The organism is Pseudomonas sp. CLCA07 (assembly GCF_053615335.1).
The window spans coordinates 1783832-1800925 of the sequence record NZ_CM132131.1 but is presented as its reverse complement, the minus strand read 5'-3'; the positions used below and the strand labels follow the sequence as shown (position 1 = coordinate 1800925).

Annotated in this window: 15 protein-coding genes; 10 read left to right on the top strand and 5 right to left on the bottom strand. The window is 58.0% G+C overall.

The window, feature by feature from the left end:
• Positions 1-50 precede the first annotated feature (50 nt).
• Positions 51-1145, top strand: a complete 1095-nt coding sequence (gene apbC, locus ACWGZX_RS08205) for an iron-sulfur cluster carrier protein ApbC (protein WP_452627969.1) — start codon at positions 51-53, stop codon at positions 1143-1145.
• 94 nt (positions 1146-1239) lie between these two features.
• Here the strand turns inward: apbC and ACWGZX_RS08200 are convergent, their stop codons facing one another.
• Positions 1240-1998, bottom strand: a complete 759-nt coding sequence (locus ACWGZX_RS08200) for an SDR family oxidoreductase (protein ID WP_223519790.1) — start codon at positions 1996-1998, stop codon at positions 1240-1242.
• A 165-nt stretch (positions 1999-2163) separates the two neighbouring features.
• On the opposite strand from ACWGZX_RS08200, the gene ACWGZX_RS08195 reads away from it, so the two are divergent.
• The 4 genes from ACWGZX_RS08195 to groL all read left to right on the top strand — a co-directional run bounded on the left by ACWGZX_RS08195 (position 2164) and on the right by groL (position 5669).
• Positions 2164-2895 (top strand): HugZ family pyridoxamine 5'-phosphate oxidase, encoded by a 732-nt coding sequence (locus ACWGZX_RS08195; RefSeq protein WP_452627968.1) that lies wholly within the window; start codon positions 2164-2166, stop codon positions 2893-2895.
• 66 nt (positions 2896-2961) lie between these two features.
• Positions 2962-3438 (top strand): FxsA family protein, encoded by a 477-nt coding sequence (locus tag ACWGZX_RS08190; RefSeq protein ID WP_452627967.1) that lies wholly within the window; start codon positions 2962-2964, stop codon positions 3436-3438.
• A gap of 247 nt (positions 3439-3685) precedes the next feature.
• Positions 3686-3979 (top strand): co-chaperone GroES, encoded by a 294-nt coding sequence (locus ACWGZX_RS08185; RefSeq protein WP_019827816.1) that lies wholly within the window; start codon positions 3686-3688, stop codon positions 3977-3979.
• A 49-nt stretch (positions 3980-4028) separates the two neighbouring features.
• Complete coding sequence (groL, locus tag ACWGZX_RS08180; RefSeq protein ID WP_452627966.1) at positions 4029-5669, top strand: chaperonin GroEL; 1641 nt, start codon at positions 4029-4031, stop codon at positions 5667-5669.
• A gap of 177 nt (positions 5670-5846) precedes the next feature.
• On the opposite strand, the gene ACWGZX_RS08175 is transcribed toward groL, so the two are convergent.
• Entirely contained in the window at positions 5847-6590 is a 744-nt protein-coding gene (locus ACWGZX_RS08175; protein WP_452627965.1) for a phosphatase PAP2 family protein, read from the bottom strand.
• A 54-nt stretch (positions 6591-6644) separates the two neighbouring features.
• Positions 6645-8594, bottom strand: a complete 1950-nt coding sequence (locus ACWGZX_RS08170; protein ID WP_452627964.1) for an LTA synthase family protein — start codon at positions 8592-8594, stop codon at positions 6645-6647.
• A 204-nt stretch (positions 8595-8798) separates the two neighbouring features.
• Here ACWGZX_RS08170 and colR point away from each other — a divergent pair, with 204 nt between their 5' ends.
• From colR to ACWGZX_RS08145, 5 genes are all read left to right on the top strand, one after another.
• Entirely contained in the window at positions 8799-9482 is a 684-nt protein-coding gene (colR, locus tag ACWGZX_RS08165; RefSeq protein ID WP_223519798.1) for a two-component system response regulator ColR, read from the top strand.
• Positions 9472-10755, top strand: a complete 1284-nt coding sequence (locus ACWGZX_RS08160; protein ID WP_452627963.1) for a sensor histidine kinase — start codon at positions 9472-9474, stop codon at positions 10753-10755. Before colR ends, ACWGZX_RS08160 begins: the two co-directional genes overlap by 11 nt.
• Positions 10756-10913: 158 nt before the next feature.
• The gene (locus ACWGZX_RS08155; RefSeq protein ID WP_452627962.1) at positions 10914-11582 is read left to right on the top strand and encodes a class I SAM-dependent methyltransferase; all 669 of its coding nucleotides are present in this window, start codon (positions 10914-10916) and stop codon (positions 11580-11582) included.
• 4 nt (positions 11583-11586) lie between these two features.
• Positions 11587-12300, top strand: coding sequence for a lipopolysaccharide kinase InaA family protein (locus ACWGZX_RS08150; RefSeq protein WP_452627961.1), 714 nt, complete (start codon positions 11587-11589; stop codon positions 12298-12300).
• A gap of 2 nt (positions 12301-12302) precedes the next feature.
• A complete protein-coding gene (locus ACWGZX_RS08145) occupies positions 12303-12530 on the top strand; it encodes a hypothetical protein (protein ID WP_223519802.1) in 228 nt (75 codons plus the stop codon).
• 163 nt (positions 12531-12693) lie between these two features.
• Here ACWGZX_RS08145 and ACWGZX_RS08140 read toward each other — a convergent pair whose 3' ends face one another.
• Both ACWGZX_RS08140 and ACWGZX_RS08135 read right to left on the bottom strand, forming a co-directional pair.
• The gene (locus tag ACWGZX_RS08140) at positions 12694-15729 is read right to left on the bottom strand and encodes a multidrug efflux RND transporter permease subunit (protein ID WP_452627960.1); all 3036 of its coding nucleotides are present in this window, start codon (positions 15727-15729) and stop codon (positions 12694-12696) included.
• Between the two features lie 14 nt (positions 15730-15743).
• A complete protein-coding gene (locus tag ACWGZX_RS08135; RefSeq protein ID WP_223519804.1) occupies positions 15744-16892 on the bottom strand; it encodes an efflux RND transporter periplasmic adaptor subunit in 1149 nt (382 codons plus the stop codon).
• Positions 16893-17094 lie beyond the last annotated feature (202 nt).

Sequence of the window (17094 nt, the reverse complement as noted above, 5' to 3'; positions counted from 1 at the left end):
AACAGGTACGATACCCACCTGATTTTCCAGTCTTGCTATCGGAGTTGCCCATGAGCGCCGTCAATCGCGTAGCGGTGGAAGCCGTCCTTCGCCAATACACCGACCCTTACCTGAACCAGGATCCGGTCAGCGCCGGATGCGTGCGCGATATCCAGATCCAGGGTGATCGCGTTAACGTCCAGCTGGAGTTGGGTTACGCCGCCGGCCTGTTCAAAAGCGGCTGGTCACAGATGTTGCAAATGGCCATTGAAGGCCTGGACGGCGTGGTGACCGCGCGCGTCGAGATCACCAGCGTGATTGCCGCGCACAAGGCTCAGGCGCAAATCCCGGGGCTGGCGAACGTGAAAAACGTGGTGGCCGTGGCGTCCGGCAAGGGCGGCGTGGGTAAATCCACCACCGCCGCGAACCTGGCGCTGGCGCTGGCCCGTGAAGGCGCCAAGGTCGGCATTCTCGACGCGGACATCTACGGTCCGAGCCAGGGCATCATGTTCGGCATCCCGGAAGGTACCCGACCAAAGGTCAAGGATCAGAAGTGGTTCGTGCCGATCGAGTCCCATGGCGTTGAAGTGATGTCGATGGCATTCCTGACCGACGACAACACACCAATGGTCTGGCGTGGGCCGATGGTGTCCGGTGCGCTGCTGCAACTAGTCACCCAAACCGCGTGGGGCGACCTCGATTACCTGGTCATCGACATGCCGCCAGGCACCGGTGACATTCAGCTGACCCTGGCACAGAAAGTCCCGGTGGCCGGTGCAGTGATCGTCACCACCCCGCAAGATCTGGCATTGCTGGACGCGCGCAAGGGCGTGGAGATGTTCCGCAAGGTCAACATCCCGGTGCTGGGCGTGGTGGAAAACATGGCCGTGCACATCTGCTCCAACTGCGGGCATGCCGAGCATCTGTTCGGTGAAGGCGGTGGGGTGAAGCTGGCCAACCAGTATGGCGTCGAACTGCTGGCCTCGTTGCCACTGTCGATGGTCATCCGCGAGCAGGCCGACGGCGGCAAGCCAACGGTGATCGCCGAGCCGGACAGCCAGATCGCGATGGTTTACCAGGAACTGGCCCGCCACGTCGGCGCGCGGATTGTGTTGCAGGAAGCGGTGTCGCCGGCGATGCCGAACATCACCATCAGCGACGATTGATAAACCGCACCTGTAGGAGCACGGCTTGCCGGCGATGGCGATCTTGAATTCGCCATCGCCGGCAAGCCGTGCTCCTACGGGGACGAGGCGTTGCTTAGATGCGCAACCCGCCATCCATTTCGAGGATCCGGCCGGTGTAGTAGTCGTTCTCGAAAATGTACGCCGCCGAATGGGCGATCTCTTCCGGTTTACCCATGCGCTTGAGCGGAATACCGGCCGTCATCTTGTCCAGCGCTTCCGGCTTCATCCCCAGCGTCATCTCGGTTTCGATAAAGCCCGGTGCAATGCCCGCCACGCGGATGCCGTAGCGCGCCAGCTCCTTGGCCCAGGTCACGGTGGCCGCCGCCACGCCAGCCTTGGCAGCCGAGTAGTTGGTCTGACCGACGTTGCCCGCGCGGGAGATCGAGGAGATATTGATGATCGCGCCGCTGTTGTTCAGCTCGACCATTTTGGCCGCAACTTCACGGGTGCACAGGAACACGCCGGTCAGGTTGACGTCGATGACTGCCTGCCATTGGGCCAGGCTCATCTTGGTCATTTCGCCGTCCTTGACCTTCAGCAGCAGACCGTCGCGCAGGATCCCGGCGTTGTTGATCAGGCCGTGGATCGCGCCGAAATCTTCGGCGACCTGGGCGACCATGTGGGTCACTTGCTCTTCATTGGCGACGTTGCACAGGTAGCTGCGTGCCTCGGCACCTTTGGCCTTGCAGGCCGCGACGGTGTCGTCGAGCTTTTCCTGGTTCAGGTCCACCAGCGCCAGTTTCGCGCCTTTGGCGGCGAAATACTCAGCCATGGAACGACCTAAACCCTGGCAACCGCCAGTGATAATGATTACTTTGTCAGTGAGTTGCATTCGCATGCCCCAATAGCAGGTCAGAGTGGTTTCCTTGGAGAGGGCCTCTCGATCTGCGCCGGATGTGGCCTGGCTGCACATGAGAACTGCCCGAATGGCGCGCTGAATACTTATCCCCAGCCGCCTGTCCGTTTTTTCGACGGATTCTATTTAAGGAGTCATAAATTGAGCGTAGAAGCGGCCAAGAATGCCCGAAAATTGCTTCTCAAGGAATACCGGGGGGTGCTGTCGACCCATTCCAAGTCGATGCCGGGTTACCCGTTTGGCTCTGTGGTTCCTTACTGTCTGGACGAACAGGGCCGGCCGCTGATCCTTATCAGCCGCATCGCCCAGCACACGCATAACCTGCAGAAAGATCCGAAATGCTCTCTGTTTGTGGGCGAACGCGAGGCCGACGACGTACAAGCCGTTGGTCGCCTGACCTACCTCGCCGAAGCCGAAAAGCTCGAGGACGAGGCCGCCGTTGAAGCGGCGGCCCAACGTTACTACCGCTATTTCCCTGATTCGCAGAGCTACCACAAGGCCCACGATTTCGATTTCTGGGTGCTCAAACCCGTACGTCACCGCTATATCGGCGGCTTCGGCGCGATTCATTGGGTCGATCATCTGACATTGGCTAACCCGTTTGCCGGCAAGGCTGAAGTGAGCATGGTCGAGCACATGAATGCCGATCACGCCAAAGCCATCGCTCACTACGTCGAACTGGCAGGCCTGCCGAAAACCGAACCGGCGCAACTGGCCGGCATCGACACCGAAGGCATGCATTTGCGTATTGGTCAGGCGCTATACTGGTTGCCGTTTCAAGCGCCTTGTAATACGCCGACACAAGTCCGGGAAGCCTTGGTTTTCCTGGCTCACGCCGAACATTGGCCCAGAAATGAAGTCGCCGACGCTTGAATTCACGAATCGGCGACGTCATCTAGGGAACACTGGCAAGGCATTCTTGCGTTGAGGAACCATTTGATGCGCCCTTTTTTGTTGCTCTTTGTACTGTTCCCGGTGTTGGAACTGTTCGTATTCGTCAAAGTCAGTGGGTCAATCGGGTTTTTCCCGGCCCTGCTACTGATCATTCTCGGCTCGATGCTCGGCGTGTTCGTGCTGCGTATCGCCGGTCTGGCTACTGCGCTGCGTGCCCGTGAAAGCCTGAGTCGCGGCGAGCTGCCGGCCCAGACCATGCTGGAAGGCCTGATGCTGGCCTTGGCGGGTGGTCTATTGATCCTGCCGGGCTTCGTCAGTGATGTGCTGGGCTTGATCATGCTGTTGCCGATCTCTCGTCGACTGCTGGCCAATAAAATGCGCCAGCGTGCCGAAGAGGCCGCGATCCGTCAGCGTGCATTCGCCGACGACCTTCAGCCACGTGGCGGCCCTGTTACGCGCGAGACGCTGGGCCGTGAGCCCAATGTGATCGAAGGCGAGTTCGAGCACCGCGATTCCAAGTAAATCGTTTCATCTGCACGGCACCTTCGGGTGCCGTGTTCGTTTTCGGGTCATCGATGTAAAAAATTTCGATCCCCGCCCTTGTAATGAGCTTATGTGCCCTTATGTAACGGTCACCGCAAGGTTTCTGGCAAACCTGCCAGACAGACTTCCGCGGTTCGTTTGACGAACCGCACCCGGCACCGCCGGATTTGTTAAACCCGCCGGGAGTACACCGGCCGATGAAAACCACAATTAGGAGAGATCGACAATGAAGCTTCGTCCTCTGCATGACCGCGTCGTCATCCGTCGCAGCGAAGAAGAAAAGAAAACCGCTGGCGGTATCGTCCTGCCAGGTTCGGCTGCTGAAAAAGCCAACAGCGGTGAAATTCTGGCAGTCGGCACTGGCCGCGTGCTGGACAACGGTGAAGTGCGTGCACTGGCCGTTAAAGTGGGCGACAAGGTTGTGTTCGGTCCTTACTCCGGCAGCAACACCGTGAAAGTTGATGGCGAAGACCTGTTGGTAATGGCTGAGAACGAGATTCTCGCTGTTATCGAAGGCTGATTCCCCGCTCATTTTCCCGCTACTACAAAGTATTTAAGGAATATCGATCATGGCTGCTAAAGAAGTTAAATTCGGCGATTCCGCCCGCAAGAAAATGCTCGCCGGTGTCAACGTCCTGGCTGACGCAGTAAAAGCGACCCTGGGCCCTAAAGGCCGTAACGTGATCATCGAGAAGAGCTTCGGCGCTCCGACCATCACCAAGGACGGCGTGTCCGTTGCCAAAGAAATCGAGCTGAAAGATCGCTTCGAAAACATGGGCGCGCAGCTGGTCAAAGACGTTGCCTCCCGTGCCAACGATGACGCAGGCGACGGCACCACCACCGCTACCGTTCTGGCTCAATCGATCGTCAACGAAGGCCTGAAAGCCGTCGCTGCCGGCATGAACCCGATGGACCTGAAACGCGGCATCGACAAAGCGACCATCGCTATCGTCAAAGAGCTCAAAGCCCTGTCCAAGCCTTGCGCTGACACCAAGGCCATCGCTCAGGTCGGCACCATCTCGGCCAACTCCGACAACTCCATCGGCGACATCATTGCCGAAGCCATGGAAAAAGTCGGTAAAGAAGGCGTGATCACCGTTGAAGAAGGCTCGGGCCTGGAAAACGAACTGTCGGTTGTTGAAGGCATGCAGTTCGACCGTGGCTACCTGTCCCCGTACTTCGTCAACAAGCCAGAGACCATGACTGCCGAGCTGGACGGTCCGCTGATCCTGCTGGTCGACAAAAAGATCTCGAACATCCGCGAAATGCTGCCAGTGCTGGAAGCCGTTGCCAAAGCTGGCCGTCCACTGCTGATCGTGGCCGAAGACGTTGAAGGCGAAGCCCTGGCGACTCTGGTTGTGAACAACATGCGTGGCATCGTTAAAGTCGCAGCCGTCAAGGCTCCAGGCTTCGGCGACCGTCGCAAGGCCATGCTGCAGGACATCGCTGTCCTGACTGGCGGTACCGTAATTTCCGAAGAGATCGGTCTGAGCCTGGAAAGCACTACCCTGGAACACCTGGGTAATGCCAAGCGCGTAATCCTGTCGAAAGAAAACACCACCGTGATCGACGGCGCTGGCGTTGAAGCTGATATCCAGGCTCGCGTTCTGCAAATCCGTCAGCAAGTGGCCGACACTTCGTCCGACTACGACCGTGAAAAACTGCAAGAGCGTCTGGCCAAACTGTCCGGCGGCGTTGCAGTGATCAAGGTTGGCGCTGGTTCCGAAGTTGAAATGAAAGAGAAGAAAGCCCGCGTTGAAGACGCCCTGCACGCTACCCGTGCAGCCGTTGAAGAAGGCGTGGTACCTGGCGGCGGCGTGGCACTGGTTCGCGCTCTGCAGGCTATCTCCGAACTGAAAGGCGACAACGCTGATCAGGACGTTGGTATCCAGTTGCTGCGTCGCGCTGTTGAAGCGCCACTGCGCCAGATCGTTGCCAACTCCGGCGACGAGCCAAGCGTAGTAGTCGACAAGGTCAAGCAGGGTTCGGGTAACTACGGTTACAACGCTGCTACCGGCGAATATGGCGATATGATCGAAATGGGTATCCTGGACCCGGCTAAAGTGACTCGTTCGGCTCTTCAGGCAGCGGCTTCTATCGCCAGCCTGATGATCACCACCGAAGCCATGATCGCCGAGATCAAGGAAGATGCTCCAGCTGGCGGCATGCCAGACATGGGCGGTATGGGCGGCATGGGCGGCATGATGTAAGCCAGCCTTACCCCTGTACTAAAAAACCCCGCCTGCGAAAGCAGGCGGGGTTTTTTATTGCCCGGCATTTACCCTGTAGGAGCAAAGCTTGCTCGCGATTCAGGCGCCGCGGTGTATCAGTTACACCGCGTTATCGTTCATCGCGAGCAAGCTTTGCTCCAGGGTAAATGCGAGTCTTCAGGCGCTGGCCGGTTCTGCCTTGGTCACTCGATCAGCCTTGGAAGCTGGTCGGTACAGAACGTAGTAATACGACCCCAGACAAATCAGCCAGCAGAAAACTGCTGTCCATACGTTGTGCGAAAAGAAGTGCGCGCCCTGCATCATCCGGCCAATGGAGAACACCGAGCCCAGGGCGAAGGCGAAGACAAACGCCGCGCGAGCCATGCGCGGGCGGCGGTCACGCAACACAAAGAACAGCGCAAACAGCGTGAAGCCGGTGGCAGCATGACCGCCAGGCCAGCAACGGCCAGGTTTATCCGTGTGCGGACGAGGGCTCAACAATTCGCTGTAGGTCTCGTGGCCGCCGAATTGCTCAAGGCTCCACGGACATTGCACCGCCGTCACCGCTTTCATGGGGGTGACAAAGGAGGTCGCCAGTCCCAGAGACAGCACCAGGCAGCCCAGCTCCCGTTTGAACGGCTTGAGCCTGGTCATGAAAAACGAGCCGATGAAGCCGAGGACGGCCAAAACCGAGAACGCGATGACCACTTGCTTGGCGCGGTCATGCAGGATGTCTTCCAGGAAGTAACTGTGACGTCCGATGAAATCTCCTGCCACTGGATCGTAGAACAGCTTGGCAAGGTCCATGTCCAGGGATGTCAGTTCGAGCAGCACCAGAATGATCGCCGCGACGGCGGGGACACCCAGGCACACCCAGAAATTGAGTGGGCGAGAGGCAGGACGGACAACGGTTGATGACATGGTGAATCCTGAACAAAGGAACAAGCCCCAGAGCATCAGCCTGGGGCGATTCGGTTAACGGTTGCTGACTTGGCCGTCACCCTCCTTGGACGCTTTCCAGCCAAGCAGCTGTTGCTTGAAGCCATAACTGGCCGTTTGGTAATAAGTGATCGCACGGGTGATCAATGGATCGTTGGCGGTGGCACTGGACTCGCGACTGTCTGTCAGCGCTTCATCATGACGACGCAACCCTTGGCGCGGGCTAAGGATCGCCAGATCCTTGCCATCAAACAACCCCAGGTGTTGATAATTGCCAACCACCACTCGCGGTGGCAGCGGATTGTCCTGCAACAGGTTGCGACCAAAGAACGTCGATTCATAATCCAGATTCAGCAAGCCCAATAAAGTGGGTGCGAGGTCGATCTGGCTGGCCAGTTGTGCGGTCTCGCGGGCTTCGATCAACTTTGGTGCATAAATGAACAGCGGAATCTGATAGTTACTGATCGGCAAGTCTTCTTTACCGGCGCTGCCAGCGGTGTGGTCGGCGACGAACACGAAGATTGTATTGTCAAACCAGGGCTTTTTGCGCGCCTGATCAAGGAACTGACCAATGGCGTAGTCGGTGTACTTCACCGCACCGTCACGGCCATCACCGGATTTGATGTCGATCCGATTCTCCGGATAGGTGTAAGGGCGGTGGTTGGACGTGGTCATCAGTTGCAGCAGAAACGGCTGTTGCTTCGCATAGTCGGCGTCAGCCAGTTTCAGCGTCTGCGTATACAGATCTTCGTCGGCCATGCCCCAGGCATTCTTGAAGTGAATCTCGGCTTCTTCGATGCTGCTCTGGTCGACTACGCGGTAACCATTGCCGCTGAAAAACGCGTTCATGTTGTCGAAGTAACCGCGCCCACCGTAAACGAACACGCTGTCGTAACCCACGGCGTTGAGTTGTTGGCCGAGACTGGCAAAACCGCTCTCACGCCCTACGCGCTTGACGATTGAGCGTCCCGGCGTTGGCGGGATGGCCAGGGTGATGGCTTCCAGGCCGCGGTCAGTACGGGTTCCGGTGGCGTAGAAGTTGTTGAAGTACAGGCTCTGGTTGCGCAGGGCATCGAGGTTGGGTGTCAGGTCGCGCTGGTTGCCATTGCTGCCCATGTATTTGGCACTAAAGCTTTCGATGGTCACCAATATGATATTGGGTTTGCGCAGGGTGCCGGGGTTATCGATTTCCCGGCGGATGTCTTGCGGGTCCGTGCCAATGAAACGCGCGTTCGGCTCGCTTAGCTCGGCCCGAATCTGCTGTGCGACAACGTCGCCCGGCAGGGTGCTGTAAAACTGCGGGTAATCCAGTTCGTTGTTACGGAACGCTGCAAAAAACTGGTACGGACCGTTGCTTGCCAGCTCGTTTTGGTAGGCGTTGCCGCCTTGTGCGCGAGGCGAGTCCTGGCTGAGCAATTGCAGGCTCAACCCAGCAACGATCAATAACCCCAAGGCATTCAGCAGGCGCCCGCGCAAGGGTGGCAACGGGGCGTTCATGGCTGCATTGAAAGGTTTGCGCAATACGAAGCTCAAGCCGAACGCCAGGACCGCGAGCAGGCTCAGCAGCTTGCCGATCGGATAGGACTCGAGCAGGTTGTTCAGCACTTCGTCGGAATACACCAGGTAGTCGACGGCGATGAAATTGAAGCGCACACCAAATTCATCCCAGAACAGCCACTCGGCCACCGCGGTGAAGAGCATGGCGAACAGGCTGACCGTCAGCAGGCCCTGAAGAAACCAGCGGTGACCGCGCCGACGCCACAAGGCCGGTGGGCACAGCAGCAAGTAGAGGCCCATTGGCAGTGCCGCATAGGCAATAAAGCCCAGGTCGTAAATCAAGCCGATACCGAACACTGACAGGAAGCCGCTGCCGGCCTCGTCCAGATGAGTGAGCAGCAGAACCGTTCGGGTCAGAAAGAAGATGGCCAGCCAGGCGCCGGTGACCAGCAGGAGAAAGCGCATGGGGGCTGTCTTGAAGAAGTCCATGTTGTCTACATTCCTTATTATCAGTTACGCGAGAGCTTCACCCGACCGCTGTAGTGAGGGTGTGAATCCATAGTGAAAAACATGTTAACTCTATCATTTGGTTGAGCGAATTGATTCCTCCTGTCCGCAACCCTAGCCCTGAGCCACACTTGGCCTTAAGCTGCGCGGGCCAAGACGGCCGTTACTGTGTACGGAGGAGTGCCCATGCGAATTCTATTGGTTGAAGACAACCGCGATATCCTGGCCAACCTGGCTGATTATCTGGGCCTCAAAGGCTACACCGTGGATTGCGCACAAGACGGTCTGTCTGGCCTGCACCTGGCGGCCACCGAGCATTACGACTTGATCGTGCTCGATATCATGCTGCCTGGCATCGACGGTTACACCCTGTGCAAACGCCTGCGCGAAGATGCCCGCCGCGATACACCGGTCATCATGCTCACCGCCCGCGATCAACTGGATGACCGGCTGCAAGGCTTCAAGTCCGGCGCTGATGATTACCTGATCAAACCGTTTGCCCTGTCTGAACTGGCAGCACGGATCGAGGCGGTGATGCGCCGCACTCAAGGTGGCGGTCGTCGTACGTTACAAGTCGGCGATCTGGCCTATGACCTCGATACCCTGGAGGTGACCCGCGGCGGCCGACTGCTGAAGCTCAACCCGGTGGGCTTGAAATTGCTGGCCGTGCTGATGCAGAAAAGCCCGCATGTACTACGCCGCGAAATTCTTGAAGAGGCGCTATGGGGCGACGACTGCCCGGACAGTGACAGCCTGCGTAGCCACGTCCATCAACTGCGTCAGGTCATCGACAAGCCGTTCGCCAAGCCATTGCTGCAAACCGTTCACGGTGTAGGTTATCGCCTGGCCGAGGGGCGTGATGGAGTTTAAGCAGAGCCTTGCTCAACGGATCATCATCGCCTTTGCGCTGATGAGCGCATTGGTGGCTGGCGCCTTTGCCATGGGCATTGTGGCGACCGTGCACGTGGTGGAAGAAAAACTGATTTCGTCCGGTCTGGGCGGCGATTTACAACGTCTGTTGTTGATGGACAGCATGTCAGACTGGAACCATCGTCCCGAGCCGGACCAGCTGTTCTACTTCAGTGGTGGGGCAGGCGATTTCGAACTGCCCAAGGATTTGCGCAACCTGGACTCGGGTTTTCACGAGGTTTTTCGCGATCAGCTGTCGTATCACGCCATGGTCGAAATCGTCGACGGCCGGCGTTATGTCTTGCTTCAGGACCAAAGCGATTTCGAAGAGCGTGAGCGGGTGCTGTTTGCCGTGGTGTTAACGGGCTTTGTGCTGAGCCTGGCGCTGGCGGTATTTCTCGGTTGGGTCCTGGCGCGCAAAGTCATGGCGCCGGTGGTCCGTCTGGCACGCCAGGTGCGTCATCGTGATCAGTTGTTAGGGCTGGCGCCGCCCCTGGCGCCCGATTATGCCGCCGACGAAGTGGGCGAGTTGGCTGTTGCCTTCGACGCCACCCTTGGGCGCTTGCGCCAGGCGTTGAACCGCGAACGGTTGTTTACCAGTGACGTCAGCCACGAACTGCGTACGCCATTGATGGTGCTGGCGAGTTCCTGTGAGCTGCTGTTGGAAAATCCCGGTCTCGATCAGCGCGGCCGTGCCCAGGTCGAGCGCATTGCCCGGGCCTGCGAAGAAATGCGAGAGCTGGTACAAACCTTCCTGATGCTGGCCCGCGCACAGCGTGAAGACGCCAGCATGTCGCCGCAGCAGAACCTGAGCCAGGTCGCCGAAGGGTTGCTCAATCTGTGGCGAGAACCCATCGAAACCAAGGGGCTGACACTGATTTTCGAGCCGGGCCCCCCTCCAGTCTCCAGTTACAACGCAACGCTCTTGCACGCGGTAATGGGCAACTTGTTGCGCAACGCACTGCATTACACCGAACGCGGGTTCATTCGCCTGACCCTCACGGCCACGGGTTTTTTTGTCGAGGACAGTGGTGTGGGCATTCCAGAGGACAAGCGCGAAGCGATGTTCGAGCCGTTTGTGCGGGGTTCCGAAAAACGCGGCGAGGGCCTTGGTCTGGGGTTGTCACTGGTGCAGCGGATCTGTGAGAACCAGGGCTGGAGTGTCAGCCTGACGACAATGGAGCCCAATGGTTGTCGTTTTCAGGTCGAGTTACAGGCGTTGAATGTCAGTTGATTGAATGGTCACGGTGGGATGCCATGAGCTATTGTTAGCTTTCTGTAAAATCTTGAATTGGTTCAAGGTTTTACTCGACGAAATTTTCACAAATGCATGACCTGACACCGACACCAAACTACATAAGGTTGATTTCATCAGCATTTCAGGTGAGCTTGATGGACGGTCCGATCAAACTTGATTTTTCCGAAAAATACGACGATCAACACGCTCAACGCTACCTGCGCAAGCATCAGGATGGACTCGGTCGCAAGTTGTCCCACTGGCGTGAAGTACAGCTGGCGCGCAAGGCGCTAAAACTGGCCGGCGAACCTGGGCTGGTGCTCGATTTGCCATGCGGTGCCGGACGTTTCTGGCCAATGCTGGCGGAAAAAGCCAATCGTGCGATCATCGGTGCCGATAACTCTGAGTCGATGGTGAAGATTGCCATGCAGGCGCAACCCGCTGACGTGGTCAAACGGGTACAACCCTTGCACACTTCTGCCTTCGACATCGCCCTGCCTAATAACGCCGTCGACAGCATTTTCTGCATGCGTTTGCTGCATCACATCGGTGAAGCCGAGCATCGACTGGCGATTCTGCGCGAATTCGAGCGTGTCTCCCGTGACAGCGTGATCATTTCGTTATGGGTGGACGGTAATTTCAAGGCATGGAAACGCAAGCGTTCAGAAGCGCGACGTGGGCAGGAAGGTTACCAAAACCGCTTTGTGTTACCGGCCGCAACGGTGGAAAAGGAGTTTGAGCAGGTGGGTTTCCGTATCCAGGAAAAACTGGACTTTATACCGCTCTACGCTATGTGGCGCATTTACGTATTACGCAAGAGGTAACAGGATGGCAGTGCAATCTGCAGCAGAAAAGGAAGTCGCTCCCCAGGACCGCTTCGACTATTTCTGGAATAAGCACGGTGAATGGGTAGAAGAACCCAATGTTCGCCGCGGCGGGGAAAGTGGCGTGCAGCGCGTCATGGGCAGCGATGGACAACTGCTCTATGCCAAGCGTCAGACCGGCCATATCTATCGCAGCTGGTTGCACCCGTTTGGTCGACCGACCGTGTTGCGTGAGCAAGATGCTTACATCGGCCTGCGCATGCTCGACGTGGGTGTTCCTGACATCGTTTTCTGCGGCGCACAGCGCGACCCGGTGCATAAATGGCGCGCATTGCTGGTGACCAAGTCGCTGGATGGCTTCGAGGAAATCGAACACTGGTACGCCGGTGGTGGTCTCGAGCGTCATGGCGAAGCGGTGAATGATCGTGTGTTGAAGGAGCTGGCCGAGGACCTTGCCCGCATGCACAAGGGGCGTTGGCAGCACAGCTGCCTCTACACCAAGCATATATTTGTGCGGGTCACGGGTGAAGGTGAGACGGCGAAAGTCGAAATTGCCTTGATCGATCTGGAGAAGTGCCGACAGCGTATGACAGCTACTCAGGCGGCTGTTCATGACATGAAGCAACTGCGTCGCCACTCGTCGTTCAGCCCTGCGGATTGGAAAAAACTCGTCTACTTTTACAAGACGGCGTTTGGCAGCGCTATCAAAGGTTTATAGCGATGAAACTCGAAATTGCACGAGGTTTGTTTCTGATAGGAGCCTTGGCAGTTGCTTCATTGGCGGTGGCTGCCTGGGAGCAGCCTCGCACGCAGGTCCTCAGTTCAGTGAGCGGCGATGCTCACTGTCCAATACCGCGCGCAATCAAAGCCTCCACAGCTGCGCAACCCGACCACGATTTGTTGTTGCTTATGTTCGGGCTTGTACAGGGAATGAGGCCGCAAAGTTGACCAGATTGAAGCCAAAATAAAGGCCTCGCAATTGCGAGGCCTTTTTTTATGCCTGATGCATAACCCCCTGTAGGAGCGAGCTTGCTCGCGAAGGCGGTGTGTCTGCCAGCAATGATGTCAACTGACCCACCGCTTTCGCGAGCAAGCTCGCTCCTACAGGGGGTTATGCGCGTTCTTTAGCGTCCGGTTTGGCCAACAAAGTGTAGATGCACGGCAACACGAACAGGGTAAACAACGTCCCGATCGACATCCCCGTAGCGATCACCGTACCGATATCAAACCGGCTCACCGCACCCGCGCCCGTGGCAATGATCAACGGCACCATGCCGAACACCATCGCTGCCGTGGTCATCAGTACAGGACGAAGCCGAATGGCCGCCGCTTCCTCCACGGCTTCGCGAGCCGTCAGGCCTTTTTCCTTGCGGAGCACGTTGGCAAACTCGACGATCAGAATCCCGTGTTTGCTGATCAGTCCGATCAACGTCACCAGCCCGACCTGGGTATAGATGTTCATGCTCGACCAGCCGAGGAACAGCGGGATCAACGCACCGCAAATCGACAGTGGTACGGTCACCAGAATCACCAGCGGGTCGCGAAAGCTTTCAAACTGCGCGGCCAGTACCAGGAAGATGATCGCCAGTGCCAGGGCAAAGGTCACCCACAGCGCACTGCCTTCTTGAACGTATTGCCGCGACGAGCCGGCATAGTCGACGGCGAAGCCCGCCGGGGCTTCTTCCCGGGCGATCTGCCGCACGACATCGATGGCTTCCCCCATGCTGACCAGCGGCACCCCGGCAAGGATGGCCGAGTTGAGTTGCTGGAACTGGTTCAACTGCCGCGGCCGCGCACGGTCGGTCACGGTGATCAGGGTCGACAGGGCTAGCAATTCACCCTTGGTGTTCTTCACGTAATAATTGTTGAGCCAGTCCGGGTTATCCCGGAACGGGCGCTCAACCTGCGCAATGACTTTGTAACTGCGACCCTCGATGGTGAACCGGTTGATTTCCGCCTCACCCAGCAATGTCGCCAGCGTTCCGCCCAGGTCTTGCATGGACACGCCCATCTGCGCGGCTTTGGCGCGGTCGATATCGACCACCACTTCAGGCTTGTCGAAGGCCAGGTCGACGTGAACGAAGGCGAACTTGCCGGACTCCATTGCGCGCTTTTTCACCTGGTCCATCACTTGCAGCAGCAACTCGTAATCCTTGGCCGTATTGATGACGAACTGAAACGGCAGCCCTTGGCCGGTGCCGGGCAGGGAGGGCAGGTTGAAACCGAAAATCTGCAAGCCCGGGATGCTTTCCAGTTTCGCCTGGACGTCGGGGCGTATCTGCATTTGAGTGCGGTCGCGCTGGTTCCACGGCTTGAGCAAGAAGCCGCCGATCCCCGATTGCACGCCGTCGAAACCGTTGATCTGGAACGAAGAGTAGTACTCGGGAAACGCCTTGAAGATCGAGATGAACTCGTCGGTGTAGGTGTTCAGGTAATCGAGGTTGGTCGGTTGCGGGGCGTTGGCTATCATGAAAATGATGCCCTGATCTTCATCCGGCGCCAGTTCCGACTTGGTGAACTTGAGCAGCACCGGAATCAGGCACAGCACAATGACCGCGAACACCAGCACCACCGGCCGGGTGTTGAGGGTGCCGTGAAGCATGTGTTGATAACGGCGCTTCAGGCCCTCGAAAATCAGATCCAGGCGATGAGCCAGGCCGCTGGGGTTTTCATCGTGACGCAGCAGCAACGCACACATCATCGGTGACAAGGTCAGAGCAATGATCCCGGAGATCACCACCGCCCCGGCCAGCGTCAGGGCAAACTCCTTGAATAACGCCCCGGTCAGACCCGTCAGGAAGCCTATCGGCGCGTAGACCGCCGCCAGGGTGATGGTCATGGACACCACCGGCATGGCGATTTCCCGGGCGCCTTCGATGGCCGCATCAACCGGCGTCTTGCCTTCTTCGATGTGCCGGTGAATGTTTTCCACCACCACAATGGCGTCGTCCACTACCAGGCCGATAGCCAACACCATCGCCAGCAGTGTCAGCAGGTTGATCGAGTACCCCATCATCTGCATGAAGAACATCACGCCGATCATCGACAACGGGATCGTGACCACCGGGATCACCACCGAACGAAAGGCGCCGAGGAACAGGAACACCACCACAATCACGATCAGCACCGCCTCGAACAGCGTTTTCACCACTTCGTCGATCGAGGCCTGGATGAACAGCGTGGCGTCGTAGGCAATTTCACCTTTGAGGTTGGGCGGCAACTGGGCGTCCAGCTCCGGCATGATCTTGCGCACTTCCTTGATCACGTCCAGCGGGTTGGCGCCGGGCGTGGCCTTGATGCCGATGTACACCGAGGGCGTGCCGCCGAAGGAGCTGATGGTGTCGTAGTTTTCCGCGCCCATTTCAACCCGCGCCACATCACGCAACAGCACCCGACTGTCGCCATCGATCTTCAGTGGAATCGCCGCAAAGGCCTCGGCGGATTTGAGCTCGGTGTTGGCGTTGATGCTGGTCACCACGTATTCGCCTTTCACCTCGCCTGCGGCGGAAAGGAAGTTGTACTGGCGCACCGCGTTGGTCACGTCGCTGGCGCTCAAGCCGAAGCCGGCGAGCTTCACCGGGTCCAGCCACAGGCGCATGGCAAACACCTGATTGCCGAGAATCTCGGCTTCGGCCATGCCCGGCAAGGTCGCCAGTTTCGGCTGAATGACCCGTGACAGATAATCGGTGATCTGCGGGTTGCTCAACTCCTTGCTGAAGTAACTGATGTACATCAGCGCCGAAGCGTCTGCCGATTCCTTGCTCAGTACCGGGTCTTCGGCGTCTTGGGGCAGTTGGTTCTTCACCTCGTTGGCTTTGGCCAGCAGTTCGGTGAACAAACGGTCAGTGTTGGCGCCAATACGCGCGTAGATCGAGATCACCGAAAAGTTCTGGCGACTGACCGAGGTCATGTAGTCGATACCCTCGGCGCTGGCCAGACTCTGTTGCATTGGTTGGGTGATGTAACCCTGAATGGTTTCGGCGTTGGCCCCGGGGTACGCGGTCGTCACCGTGATCAGGGCGTTTTCCATGACCGGGTACTGGCGCAGCGGCAGTTTGCCCCAGGCCTGAAAGCCCAACAGCACAATCAACAGGCTGACCACGGTAGCGAGCACCGGGCGGCGGATGAACGGGTCGGTAAAAGCCATGGGGGATTCCTTGATCAGTCCGCGCGCGGCTGACTGTTCTTCTCGGCTAGGGTCTTGTCGTCGCTGATAGTGATGCGCGCACCGTTGTCCAGTTTGATCTGGCCGGCTGTGACCACTTTTTCGCCGTCCTGCACACCTTTGGTAATGATCACCATGCCCTCACGACGCTCACCGGTTTCAATGAAACGCCGTTCGGCGACCAGGATCGGCTCGCCCTTGTCGTTCTTTTCGACGCTACCGTCTTCGGCTTTTTTCTGCGCGACCACGTAAAGCGAATTGCCGTAGAGGGTGTAGGTAATCGTGCTTTCCGGCACGACGACGCGCGGCTGCGGGTTGGGCAACATCACTTGCAGGCTGGCGAACATGCCGGGCAACAGTTTGCCGTCGGGGTTGGCCAGGGTAGCGCGGACCTGCATGTTGCGCGTGCTGCTCTCGAGTTTCGGGTTGATCGCGCTGATGGTGCCGGGGAAGGTTTGGGACGGATAGGCCGCGGCAATGATTTCAACCGGCTGACCAATCGCGATTTTCGGCACCGACTGTTCGGGTACGAAAAAGTCGACATACAGGCTACTGATGTCTTGCAGGGTGGCGATCATGGTGCCGCTGGCCACATAGTCGCCGACGTCGACCTGGCGAATGCCGATGGTCCCGCTGAACGGCGCCAGGATGCTTTTCTTGCCAAGCGCAGCCCTGAGCTGATTGACCGAAGCCTTGGATCTTTTCAGTACGGCCGAGAGTCGGTCGAACTCGCCTTTGGAAATGGCTTGGCTGCCCACCAGTTGGCTGCCACGGGTGTAATCCAGCTGGGCCAGTCCGAGGTCAGCCAGAGCAGTTTCCAGCAAGGCGCTTTCCACGGCGCTGTCGAGTTTGACCACAGGCTGTCCGGCCTTGACCGTCTGCCCTGACTGGAACTGCACATCCGTAACAGTGCCGTCGGTCTCCAGGCTCAGGTCCACTCCTTGCAATGCCTTGAGCGTGCCGACGGTAGGCAGGCGGGTTTGCCACGGACGTTCGGTAGCTGTGGCCACCGCGACACTGATCGGTGGTCTTGGCGCAGAGTGGCCTTGAATCATCGTGTAGATGGAGAAGGCTTTATAACCGGCCAGGACCAGCACGATCAGCAGAACAACACCCAACATGATCAGCATGCGGCGACGCAGCATATGTCCAGTTCCTTGGATAAATCAGGTGAGACAGAGAGGCACATTACCCCGAGTGCACGGGTGATTCCAACTGACACATTTCACAGACCGCACAAAACCTGTAGGAGCCGAGCTTGCTCGCGATAGCGGTGTATCAGTCGGTATATCCATTGGCTAACACACCGCTATCGTCGGAACGCCGCCCGGAGCAAGCTCGGCTCCT